The sequence below is a fragment of the Paractinoplanes hotanensis genome (assembly GCF_023717965.1).
Taxonomy (GTDB): Bacteria; Actinomycetota; Actinomycetes; order Mycobacteriales; family Micromonosporaceae; genus Actinoplanes; species Actinoplanes polyasparticus.
On the sequence record NZ_JAMQOL010000058.1, the window covers coordinates 108,521 to 120,023 of the forward strand.

At 72.2% G+C, this 11,503-nt stretch carries 11 protein-coding genes; 8 read left to right on the forward strand and 3 right to left on the reverse strand.

The window, feature by feature from the left end; translation table 11 throughout:
• Positions 1–35 precede the first annotated feature (35 nt).
• The 6 genes from rimO (at position 36) to pspM (ending at position 5,103) form a co-directional block, all read left to right on the forward strand.
• A complete protein-coding gene (gene rimO, locus LXN57_RS38095; RefSeq protein ID WP_251803072.1) occupies positions 36–1,496 on the forward strand; it encodes a 30S ribosomal protein S12 methylthiotransferase RimO in 1,461 nt (486 codons plus the stop codon).
• The gene (pgsA, locus tag LXN57_RS38100; RefSeq protein ID WP_251803073.1) at positions 1,493–2,101 is read left to right on the forward strand and encodes a CDP-diacylglycerol--glycerol-3-phosphate 3-phosphatidyltransferase; all 609 of its coding nucleotides are present in this window, start codon (positions 1,493–1,495) and stop codon (positions 2,099–2,101) included. Before rimO ends, pgsA begins: the two co-directional genes overlap by 4 nt.
• Positions 2,102–2,111: 10 nt before the next feature.
• Positions 2,112–2,603, forward strand: a complete 492-nt coding sequence (locus tag LXN57_RS38105) for a CinA family protein (RefSeq protein ID WP_251803074.1) — start codon at positions 2,112–2,114, stop codon at positions 2,601–2,603.
• A gap of 158 nt (positions 2,604–2,761) precedes the next feature.
• Positions 2,762–3,157 (forward strand): helix-turn-helix domain-containing protein, encoded by a 396-nt coding sequence (locus LXN57_RS38110; protein WP_251803075.1) that lies wholly within the window; start codon positions 2,762–2,764, stop codon positions 3,155–3,157.
• Between the two features lie 301 nt (positions 3,158–3,458).
• Complete coding sequence (locus LXN57_RS38115; protein WP_251803076.1) at positions 3,459–4,319, forward strand: PspA/IM30 family protein; 861 nt, start codon at positions 3,459–3,461, stop codon at positions 4,317–4,319.
• Between the two features lie 31 nt (positions 4,320–4,350).
• Positions 4,351–5,103, forward strand: a complete 753-nt coding sequence (pspM, locus tag LXN57_RS38120) for a phage shock envelope stress response protein PspM (protein ID WP_251803077.1) — start codon at positions 4,351–4,353, stop codon at positions 5,101–5,103.
• Here the strand turns inward: pspM and LXN57_RS38125 are convergent.
• Positions 5,100–5,897, reverse strand: a complete 798-nt coding sequence (locus LXN57_RS38125) for a DNA-formamidopyrimidine glycosylase family protein (RefSeq protein ID WP_251803078.1) — start codon at positions 5,895–5,897, stop codon at positions 5,100–5,102. The two genes, pspM and LXN57_RS38125, sit on opposite strands and share 4 nt — an antisense overlap.
• Before the next feature lie 3 nt (positions 5,898–5,900).
• The gene (locus LXN57_RS38130; protein ID WP_251803079.1) at positions 5,901–8,849 is read right to left on the reverse strand and encodes an AfsR/SARP family transcriptional regulator; all 2,949 of its coding nucleotides are present in this window, start codon (positions 8,847–8,849) and stop codon (positions 5,901–5,903) included.
• A gap of 67 nt (positions 8,850–8,916) precedes the next feature.
• Between LXN57_RS38130 and LXN57_RS38135 the strand changes: the two genes are divergently transcribed.
• The gene (locus LXN57_RS38135) at positions 8,917–9,585 is read left to right on the forward strand and encodes a hemerythrin domain-containing protein (RefSeq protein WP_251803080.1); all 669 of its coding nucleotides are present in this window, start codon (positions 8,917–8,919) and stop codon (positions 9,583–9,585) included.
• Between the two features lie 54 nt (positions 9,586–9,639).
• On the opposite strand, the gene LXN57_RS38140 is transcribed toward LXN57_RS38135, so the two are convergent.
• Entirely contained in the window at positions 9,640–10,419 is a 780-nt protein-coding gene (locus LXN57_RS38140; protein ID WP_251803081.1) for an SAM hydrolase/SAM-dependent halogenase family protein, read from the reverse strand.
• A gap of 84 nt (positions 10,420–10,503) precedes the next feature.
• Here LXN57_RS38140 and LXN57_RS38145 point away from each other — a divergent pair, with 84 nt between their 5' ends.
• On the forward strand, positions 10,504–11,430 hold the full coding sequence (locus tag LXN57_RS38145; protein ID WP_251803082.1) for an LLM class F420-dependent oxidoreductase: 927 nt from the start codon (positions 10,504–10,506) through the stop codon (positions 11,428–11,430).
• The last annotated feature ends 73 nt before the right edge of the window (positions 11,431–11,503 follow it).

The window sequence follows — 11,503 nt, forward strand, 5'->3', positions numbered from 1 at the left end:
AACAGTGGGGTCCGGAACCCGGCTAACCTGGTCGGGTGTCGGTAACTCCTTCCCCCCGCCGTGTCGCCCTTCTCACCCTCGGCTGCGCCCGCAACGAGGTCGACTCGGAAGAGCTGGCCGCCCGCCTCGACGCGGGCGGATGGCAGGTGAGCACCGACGCCTCCGGGGCCGACGTGGTGCTGGTGAACACGTGCGGCTTCGTCGAAAAGGCAAAGCAGGACTCGATCGAGACGCTGCTCGCCGCGGCCGACACCGGGGCCAAGGTCGTCGCGGCCGGCTGCATGGCCGAGCGCTACGGCCGCGAGCTCGCCGAGAGCCTGCCCGAGGCCCAGGCCGTGCTCGGTTTCGACGACTACACCGACATCGCGGCCCGGCTCGACGGCGTTCTGGCCGGCGAGCGCTTCGACGCACACACTCCGCGCGACCGCCGCGAGCTGCTGCCCATCACGCCCGTGCAGCGCCAGTCGGCCAAGGTCGTCGTGCCCGGTCACGCCACGGTCGACGAGCACACCCCGGCCCACCTGCGCCCGGTGCTGCGCCGCCGGCTCGACAACGGCCCGGTCGCGAGCCTCAAGCTGGCCAGCGGCTGCGACCGCAAGTGCGCGTTCTGCGCCATCCCGGCCTTCCGCGGCGCCTTCGTCTCGCGCGACCCGCAGGAACTGCTGGCCGAGGCGGAATGGCTGGCCCGGTCCGGCGTCCGTGAGCTCGTGCTGGTGAGTGAGAACAGCACCTCGTACGGGAAAGATCTGGGTGACCCCAGGGCGCTCGAGAAGCTGCTGCCCCAGCTGGCCGCCGTCGACGGCATCGTGCGGGTGCGGGCCAGCTACCTGCAGCCGGCCGAGACCCGGCCCGGCCTGGTCGAGGCGATCGCCACCACCCCGGGCGTCGCGCCCTACTTCGACCTCTCGTTCCAGCACTCGAGCGAGCCGGTGCTGCGCCGGATGCGGCGTTTCGGCTCCACCGACCGGTTCCTCGATCTGCTCGCGTCGGCCCGCGAGCTGGCCCCCGCGGCCGGCGCCCGCAGCAACTTCATCGTCGGCTTCCCCGGCGAGACCCGGCACGACGTCGACGAGCTGGTGCGTTTCCTGTCCGAGGCCAGGCTCGACGCGATCGGCGTCTTCGACTACAGCGACGAGGACGGCACCGAGGCGGCCGGGCTCGACAAGAAGGTCAAGGAAGACACCATCAAGCGCCGGTACGACCGGATCGTCACGCTCGCCGACGAGCTGTGCACCCAGCGCGCCGAGGAGCGGCTCGGCTCGATCGTCGAGGTGCTGGTCGACACGGTCGAGGGCGGCGAGGTCGAGGGCCGCGCCGAGCACCAGGCGCCCGAGGTCGACGGTTCCACGATGCTCGTGCCGGGCGAGGCGGGCGCCGACCTCGCCGCCCTGCGCCCCGGCGACTTCGTGCGGGCCCGGGTCACCGCCACCGAGGGTGTCGACCTGGTCGCCGTGCCGGTCGAGATGATCTCAGCGGCGCCGGTGTCCCCGCGGTGACCGACGAGCCGGTCCCGGTGACCGCGCCCCGGACGGTGTCGCCCTACAACGCGGCGAACGTCCTGACCGTGGTGCGGATCGTGCTGGTCCCGGTGTTCCTCGGCCTCGTGGTCTCGTCCCAGCTCACCGGCACGGGTGCGCGCATCCTGACCTGCCTGGTGTTCTGCGTGGCCTCGGCGACCGACTTCGTCGACGGCTGGATCGCCCGGCGCTGGTCGCTGGTCACCTCGTTCGGCAAGGTGGCCGACCCGATCGCCGACAAGGCGCTGACCGGCACGGCGCTGGTGCTCCTCTCGATCTACGACCGGTTGCCGTGGTGGGTCACGGCGCTCATTCTCGTACGCGAGTGGGGAATCACCGCCCTGCGGTTCTGGGTGATCCGGTACGGCATCATCCCGGCCAGCCGCGGCGGCAAGCTCAAGACGGTGCTCCAGATCGCCGCCATCGCCTGGTACCTGTGGCCCGTCCCCGAGCCGTTCGACATCGTCGGCGTGGTGCTGATGGGCGCGGCGACGATCGTGACGGTCGTGACCGGTGTGGACTATGTGATCGAGGCGCTGCGTTTACGGCGGGACGCCCGTCGCGCGGCCCGCACGGACGGGTAAATTCCTCGGGGTGGGTCCTGATATCGCCGCCGCCGCGGCCGTGCACCGCCTGATCGACCGGCACGAGACCTTTGCCACCGCCGAATCGCTGACCGGGGGCCTGGTGGCCGCGACCGTGGTCGAGATCCCGGGGGTGAGCGCGGTCTACCGGGGCGGGCTGGTCGTCTATGCCACCGAGCTCAAGCACATCCTGGCCGGGGTGCCGCAGGCCCTGCTCGACGAGCGCGGCCCGGTCGATCCCGACGTGGCCGGGGCACTGGCCGAAGGCGCCCGCGAACGCTGCGGCGCCGACTGGGGCGTGGCGACGACCGGCGTGGCCGGGCCCGAGCCGCAGGACGGCAAACCGGTCGGCCTGGTCTACGTGGCGGTGGCCGGCGCGTCCGGCACCCAGGTGCGCGAGCTGCGCCTCGACGGAAATCGTGCGGCCATCCGCACCGAAAGTGTGACGAGGGCGCTATTCCTGCTCGCAGACTGTCTTCAGGGCGCTCCAGCACCGGTCTGAGCTGGGGAATGTCCCAGTGACCAGAGTCGTTACGGAAGAGCCCCGTTGTCGGGCTGCCCCGGAATTCGGCGGGGCGGTATGTCGGTCTGGCCGGCAGCGGGTACGGTTGCGGGAAGCCTCCGGCGCGTGCCGGCGGCCCCGCCGCAGGAGGAGGTGCCATGGTCCTGCTACGCCGGGTTATCGGCGACGCACTGAGGGCGCGCCGGCAGGGGCAGCACCGCACGCTGCGCGAGGTGTCCACCGCCGCGAATGTCAGCCTGGGTTACCTGTCGGAGATCGAGCGCGGTCAGAAAGAAGCGTCCAGCGAATTGCTGGCCGCCATCTGTGACGCTCTCGGCGCCCGCCTTTCCGAACTCCTGGGTGAGGTCAGCAGCACGCTGTCGCTCGCCGAGGGCATGGAAGGCGTATTAGTCCCGGTCGACGCCGATGCGGTCAAGTCGCAGTCCAAGCCGGTCGATGGGGACGTTTCCGTCTCGGTCCGCCGTGAGTCCCCACTCAAGGCGACCCTGCACGCGACTCGCAAACCCCATCGCGATGTCGTTTACGCCGCATAAAAGCGATGATTTCGCCCGGGCCGGGCCTGCTCTCCGCGAGCAGGTCCGGCCCGTTTCGTTTTCGATATCTGTGGGGTTGCTGAGACTCATCGGGGTGGGTCCCTCGGGATCGACCCCGAGCCGGGAGAGCGCGTAACCTCAAACCGTGGGGGTCACCCTGAGATCCCCCCGAGGTCACGTGACGCCGGTGGCGTCGAGCTGACACGATGGCAGAACACACCTGGTGACTCGCCATCGCGACAGCTCCTCGATCTGCGTCGGTGGCGGACCCGATAGAGCGACATTGAGGGGATACCGCGAAATGGCGAACCCGTTCGTCAAGGGCTGGCGATACATGATGGCGCTCTTCGGCGCGAAGATCGATGAATACGCCGACCCGAAGGTTCAGATCCAGCAGGCCATCGAGGACGCGCAGCGTCAGCACCAAGGTCTCGTTCAGCAGGCCGCGGCGGTCATCGGCAACCAGCGCCAGCTCGAGATGAAGCTGTCCCGCCAGATGGAAGAGGTCGAGAAGCTGCAGGGCATGGCCCGGCAGGCGCTCGTCCTGGCCGACCGGGCGCGGGCCGGCGGCGACGAGGCCGAGGCCCAGAAGTACGAGGGCACCGCCACGACGCTCGCCACCCAGCTGGTCTCCGGCGAGCAGTCGATGGAAGACCTCAAGACGCTGCACGACCAGGCGCTCTCCGCCGCGGGCCAGGCCCGCAAGGCGGTCGAGAACAACGCCATGGTGCTCCAGCAGCGCATCGCCGAGCGGTCGCGTCTGCTGAGCCAGCTCGAGCAGGCCAAGATGCAGGAGACCGTGGCCAAGTCGCTCGAGTCGATGTCGTCGCTCGCCGCGCCCGGCAACACGCCGTCGCTCGACGAGGTCCGCGACAAGATCGAACAGCGCTACGCGAACGCGATGGGTCGCGCCGAGCTGGCGTCCAACTCGGTCGAGGGCCGCATGCTCGAGGTGCAGAAGTCGAGTCTCGATCTCGCCGGTTCGTCCCGGCTCGAGCAGATCCGCGCCAGCATGGCGGGCGACAAGCTCGGCGCCGCGCCCACGCAGCCCGCGGTCGAGCAGTCCTCGGCTCCGGCCTCCGACCCGGCCAGCGTGGCGCGGCTCGACGAGATCCGCGCCAGCATGAATCAGAAGCGCGGCGACACGACGGCCGCCGGCTGACGCACTTCGCACAACCAGGGGAGGGACGACGGTGGACGAGCGGACCAGGTACTTCCGGCGGCTCAAGCGTCTGCGCAGCGCGGCGCGACGGTGGAGCGTGCTGGGAGGCGGACTGGCCGCGGCCACCGCCGTCCTCACCCCCTATCAGGGCATCGGCTGGGCCGACGCGATCTGGGCCGGCTCGGCCGGCGCTTCGATCGCGCTGGCCTGGTGGCGTTTCAGCGACCACCGCGAGCTGGCCGCCCTGCCCGCGCCGCCGCCACCCCCGCCCGCGCTCGCCGGCGCCAAGCTGACCGCGGCGCTCGAGCGCTTCCCGGCCGGCCGCACGATGATCAATGAGGTGCGCCGGCAGAAGAACCGCTATGCCCTGCGCGGCTCGGCGATCACCCAGGCGTGGGACAGGCTCGACGTGGCTTCGTCCACTTTGACCGCTCTGTCCGGTCGGCTCACCGGTTCCGGCGAGGGCGCTGTGCTCGAGGCCGCGGTGGCCGAGGAATGGTTGCGCGACCTCGGCCAGCGGGTGGCCAGCGTCGAACGGGCCCTGCCGCTCAGCCCGCCCGAGCAGCGCGCCGGCCTCGCCGAGTCGCACAGCCTGCTGGCCGAGCAGTTCACCGAGGGCGTCGACGCCTACGAGCGACTGGTCGCGGCGGCCGCGAGCTACGTCGCCGAGGACGGCCACCCGGTGACCGAGGGCAAGCACCCGGCCTTCGCGAGCCTGGTCGACGCCACCGACAAGCTCCGCGGCATCGCCGAGGGCCTTTCCGAACTGAAACGCCCGGCCTAAACCTCCCGCGGGCGGGGCTGGCAGCGCGGGCACCAATAGGTGATCCGTTCGCCATTCTCGTCCTTCTGGATCGCGGCGCCGCATCGGCGGCAGGGCTGCGCGCGACGACCGTACACATAGCTCGTCTGCCCGCGTCGCAGCGAGCCGGTCGTCGTCTGGGTCCAGCGCCCACGATTGGACGCCACCAGTTTCTGGGCCAGTCGCACGGTGCCCGGCAGGTCGGCGACCAGCGACACCGGCGTCCACGGCCACAGCCCTCGCAGGAAGAGCGTCTCGGCCTTGTAGAGGTTGCCCACGCCGGCCAGGTTGCGCTGGTCGAGCAGGGCCTCGGCGATGGTCCGCTCCGGCTGCTCGGCGATGCGCCGCGTGGCCTCGTCGGCGTCCCAGTCGGCGCCCAGCAGGTCGGGGCCGAGATGGCCGAGGTGCTGATCCTCCTCGGCCGTCGGATAGAGCGCGACCTCGTGCAGGTGGTAGCCGACGGCGACCGAGCGACGGGTGCGCAGCACGACCCGGATCAGGTGGGCCGGGCGGGCAGTCCAGCGTTCCCCCGGGGCGTACGCCCGCCACGCGCCCTCCATACGCAGGTGCGAGTGCAGGGTGAGCGGCTTCTCGCCGTCCCGGGTCAGGCGCAGCAGCAGGTGCTTGCCGCGACTGGCCGATTCGGCGACGGTCCAGCCGCTGAGGTCGGACGTGGCCAGCTGCGGCACACGGAAGTCGGAGCCGTTCAGCACGTCGCCCTGGAGGGCCTTCTCCAGCACGCGCGCGGTGTTCCAGACGGTGTCGCCCTCGGGCATGCCTCAATCCTGCCCCGGCGCGGGGCCGAGAAACGACATCATGGTCGCTTCGTCGATGCTGTCGGCCGCTGCGAGGTCGGCCGCGGTCAGAAGCGTGGCCAGCGCCGCGGTGCGGACCGGGTCGGCGGCGTCGGGGTCGAGGCCTCGCCGGGCGGCGAAGCGCCTGACGGCCATCAGCAGGCCGGCGGCGTCGCGCTTGTTTCCCGTACGGGCGAGAGCGTAGGACGCGGTATGCAGCCCACCCAGCACGTTGCCGACATCGTCCTCCTCGGCGAATCCGGTCAGCGCCCGCCGTAGCACCACGAGAGCGTGCTCCGGGCTTGCTTCCACCAGCCCAGCACTCAGCGGTGCGGGGCCTGCGGGCAGCACGTCTTCCACCAGCCCGGTTCTCAACGGTGCGGGGCCTGCCGGCAGCACGTCTTCTGACCGCCCCGTACTCAACGGCGCGGGGCCTGTGGGCAGCACGTCTTCCGACTCGGCGCCTCGCAGCGCGGCGACGAACCGCGTGCCCTCTGGCTGGGAGCCTTCCGGTTGTGTGCTCGCTGCCCGCGGGTCCTCGTGAGGCGGCGCCGTCGTGGTGTCGCCCGGCGCGGGCTCGGTGCCGTCGAGCAGGGCACGGGCCAGCAGCAGATCGCTCATCGCGGCCGTCCAGGTCTGGCGCAGCGCGACCGCCGCCGCCCCGGCCTCGGCGAGCACCCGTCGGCCCTCGGCCAGCCGGCCCGCGCCGGCCAGAGCGGCACCCAGCGACGCCGTGGCGGCGGGCACGATCCACTCCTCGCCGATGCGCCGCGCCAGTGCCAACGAGCGCCGCGCCGGCTCGACACCGCGGTCGAAGTCACCGCGGAACGTCCAGTACAGAGATTCGTAGTAGGAGCCCTGCGCAGCCAGGATCTTGCCCTCCTGGTCCGAGTGCTCGCCGAGGATCTGCAGCCCGGCGTAGAGGTCGGTCGTCGCGCCGAGGTCGCCGGTCATGTAGCGCAGCAACGCGGCGCTGAGGTGGGCGCGGGCCCGGTCGGTGGGCGGCGCCTCCGGGGCGGCGGCCAGGCCACCCCGCAGCAGTGGCAGACCTTCTGTGACCAGCCCGCCCCGGAACCAGAACCACTGCAGCAGCCCGGCGGTGCGCAACGCCGTCGCCGGCCGCGTCCCGAGGTCGTGCCGGATCCCGGCGCGCAGGTTGAGGAGTTCCCGGTTGAGCGTACGGATGGAGTGGGCCGAATGTTCGCCGCGGAGCAGGGGCGCGTGGTGCTCGACCAGCCCGCGGACCCACGCCGCGTGCCGCTCCTGGCTGCCCACCGGGTCGGGGTCGTGCTGGCGGCAGTACGCCCGCACGATCTCGAGCAGGCGATAGCGGGCCGGCGACACGGTCGTGTCGGCCACCACCACCGAGCGGGCCACCAGCGCCGAAAGTCCGTCCAGGTCGTCGTCGACGGCCGAAAGCGGAAATCCACCCTCGTACGGCCACAGGCCCAGCAGCAACGCCCGGTCCGGCTCGCCGAGCAGGTCGACGCTCCAGGCGACCGTGGCCTCCAGCGTCCCGTGCGGGGCGAGGGCGCCGCGCGGCACCGGACCGAGCTGCGGGAACCGGTCGCGCAGCATCCCGAGCAGTTCGCTCAGCCCGAGCACGCGGGCCCGGGCCGCCGCCAGTTCCAACGCGAGCGGGATGCCGTCGAGGGCAGCCGCGAGACCGGCCAGCGTCTCGGACTCGGCCGCGCTGGGCCGCCAGCCCGGCCGGACCGTGGCTATCCGGTCGGTGAGCAGGGCGATCGCGTCGGCGGCGGGCAGCGGCGCCACCGGAAGCAGCCGCTCGCCGTCCACCCCCAGCGGTTCCCGGCTGGTGGCCAGCACACTCAGCGCGGGGCAGCGGGTGAGCAGTCCGAAGGCCAGCTCGGCCGCGGCCACCACGACGTGTTCACAGTTGTCGAGCAGCAGCAGGCCGCTGCCGTCGCCGAGAGCCGCCGCGAGGACCTCGACGCTCGATCCCCGTACGCCCATCGCGGCGGCCACAGCCGCCGGCACCAGCGTGGGGTCGGTGACGTCGGCGAGCCGCACGAACCACGGGTTCTGACCGGCCGCGTACTCGACCGCCAACCGGGTCTTGCCGGCGCCGCCCGGCCCGACCAGGGTGAGCAGCCGGCTCGCGCCCGACATCTCGGTCAGCTCGGTCAGCTCGGCGGCGCGGCCGAAGAAGTGCGAGAGCGGGCGTACGGCCGGCGCCGGGCGCGACGGCAGTAGCAGTCCCGGGTCCTGAGCCAGCACCCGGCGTTCCAGATCCTGCAGCGCCGGGCCGGGGTCGATGCCGAGGTCGTCGGCCAGCCGGTCGCGGACGCGGCGCAGCGCGGCCAGCGCCTCGGCCTGCCGCCCGCTGCGGTAGAGGGCCAGGATCAGCAGTTCCCAGCGGCGTTCCCGGTAGGGCTCGGCCCGGGTCGCCGCCTCCAGCTCGCCCGCCGCGCCCGGGGCGTCACCTCCGGCCAGCCGGGCGGCGAGGCGTTCTTCCACGGCCACGGCCCGCAGCTCGTCGAGACGGGTGCGGGCGGGGGTGCCGGGCAAGTCCGCGTACGCCTCCCCGCGCCACCGTCCCAGGGCGGCGTCGAACAGCCGCAACGCGTCGCCGGGCTGTTCCCCGTCGAGCAGCTGCCGGCCGCGGTGCACGTCGGCCGCGAACCGGGCGGCGTCGGTGTCGTCGACCGTGAGCCGGTAACCGTCGCCGGCCCGGGCCAGGGCGGGCCGGCCCAGGGCGCGGCGCAGGCGGGAGACGTACGCCTGAAGGGAATTGCCCGGCCGCCCGGGCGCCTCGTCGCCCCAGATCGCCTCGGCCAGAGCGTCCTCGGTGACCGGCCGGCCCTCGGCGGCGAGCAGCGTGGCGACGAGCCGCCGCGGCAACGGTCCGCCGAGATCGGCCACGGCGCCGTCCACCTCGATCTCGGTGGGCCCGAGCACCTTGCCGATCAACACGGCACTCAGCATAGGAGTGCAGGCGGCTTGCAGGCAGTCTGCAAGCCGACCGTGCGAGCGTGCGGTCATGACGACTACGCACATCGCCGAACGCGCCGACACCTGGGACATGCTGGTGGTCCACCGGGTCTTCCGACGCGAATTCCGCATCATGCCCGCGCTGGTCCGGGCCGTCTCGCCCGGGGACGCTGACCGCGCCGAGGTGCTCGGTCAGCACCTGGCCAACGTGGCATCCGGGCTGCACCACCATCACACGGCCGAGGACGAGCTGGTCTGGCCGCTGCTGCTCGACCGGGCCCGGATGCACACCGAGCTGATCCACCGGATGGAGGCCCAGCACGAGCGGCTGCATGAGCCGCTGGCCCGGATCGACGTGCTCCTGCCGCGCTGGCGGGCATCGGCCGAGGTCGAGGACCGCGACGCCCTGGCCGAGGTGATCGCCCAGGCCGCGGTGGCGCTGGACGAGCACCTGGCCGACGAGGAGCGCGAGATCCTGCCGATCATCGAGCAGCACCTCACGCCGGCCGAGTGGCGGGCGGTCGGTGACCGTGGCAAGGAGTCGATCCCGCCGGGCCGGATGGCGCTGGTCTTCCTCGGGGCGATCCTCGAGGAGGCGACGCCGACCGAGAAGGCACGCTTCCTCGCCGAGCTGCCGTGGCCGGCTCGGATGCTGTGGCGGCTCCTCGGAGCCAGGACCTACGCCGCGGCCCGCGACCGAATCCGTCTCGTCGGCTGACCTCCGACGTTCCTTCTCTGCTTGTTGCCCCTCATCTTGTTGCCCCTCATCGCATCACTGCCGGACGGCCAGCTTCACGATGTCGCCCGGCGTCACGGACAGCACAACGACGGCGCGGCCGTTGTTGACGGCGATCGCCACGTGGCCGGCCGAGTCCTCGAAGACCAGCAGGTCGCCCTGGCCCACGTCGGCGAAGGTCGCGGCGCGGTGGGCGCTGACCGTGCCGTTGATCACTAGGTCGGCACCCAGTCCGCGCAGCATCTCGCCGCTCGCGGCCAGCTGCACGTTGCCGAACCGGTCGACGGTGAGTACTTCCGCCTCGAGCCAGCCGTCGCCCACCGTGACGACCGGGTCGGGCAGGCGGACGAGGGAGTCCGGCTCGATCTGGGGGCCGGCGTCGGACAGCGAAGCGCCGGCGGCGAGCCGCGCGGCGGCCGGGGCGAAGACGTCACGGCCGTGGAACGTGCTCGACACGGCCTCCTTCACGGTGAGCTCGTGGGCCGCGTCGATGCCCCCGAGAGCCTCGGCGGCCCAGATCAGGACGCCGTTGTCGGGCCCCACGAGCAGGCCGTTCGGGGTGGCGAGGACGATGCCGCGGCGGGCAGTGCCCACCCCGGGGTCCACCACGGCGACGTGCACGCTCGGCGGCAGGTGCGGCGCGGTCTGCGCCAGCACGGCGGCGCCGCGGGCCACATCGGCCGGCGGCACGTGGTGCGTGACGTCGATGACGCGTACCTGGGGCGCGACTTTGGCGATCGATCCGTGACACGCCGCGACGAAGCCGTCGAACGTTCCGTAATCGGTAGTGAGGCTGATCCATTCATACCCGGCCATGGTGAGAAACGTTACTGCCTTGCTACGGATCGTGTGTGGCAGGTTCCGCGAGGCGCGCCGCTCGCATTCTGGCAGGGTTGGGACATGCGTCTCGTGATCTTCACCGAGCCCCAGCAGGGGGCTACCCACGACGACCTGCGCCGACTCGCGCAGGCCGCCGAGGCCAGCGGCTACGACGGCTTCTTCCGCTCCGACCACTTCCGCACGATGGGCGGTGACGGGCTGCCCGGCCCCAGCGACGCCTGGCTGACCCTGGCCGCGCTGGCCGTGCAGACCTCCCGCATCCGGCTCGGCACGCTGGTCACGTCGGCGACCTTCCGGCTGCCCGGCCCGCTGGCCATCGCGGTCGCTCAAGCCGACCAGATCAGCGGCGGCCGCATCGAGTTCGGCCTGGGTGGCGGCTGGTTCGAGGCCGAGCACACTGCGTACGGCATCCCGTTCCCGCCCCTGGGCGAGCGCTTCGACCGCCTCGAGGAGCAGCTCGAGATCATCACCGGCCTGTGGGCCACGCCGCCCGGCCACACCTACGACTTCCAGGGCAAGTTCTACCAGCTCAACGACTCGCCGGCGCTCCCCAAGCCGGCCCAGTCGCCGCGTCCGCCGGTCATCGTCGGCGGCCATGGCAAGAAGCGGACGCCCGCCCTGGCCGCCCGCTTCGCCGACGAGTTCAACGTCCCGTTCGCCAAGCTCGAAGACGTGGCCCCCGCGTACGAGCGGGTACGCGCCGCCTCAGCCGCGATCGGCCGCAAGTCCCTCCCGACGTTCTCCGCCGCAGCCGTGCTCTGCGTGGGCCGCGACGACGCCGAGGTGCGCCGCCGGGCCGCCGCCATCGGCCGCGAGGCCGACGAGATGCGCGAGAACGGCGGCATCGTCGGCACACCCGCCCAGGCCGTCGAGACCATCAGGGCGTACGCCGAGGCCGGCGCCACCCGCCTGTTCCTCCAGGTCCTCGACCTGAGCGACGTCGACCACATCGAGCTCGTGGCGTCCGAGGTCGCCCCGCACCTCTAAGCGCGTAGGCAGAAGTTCGGTACGTAACTGGTGACGGGCTGTCCGCGAACATGCTCAGCAAGAAGGACATAGC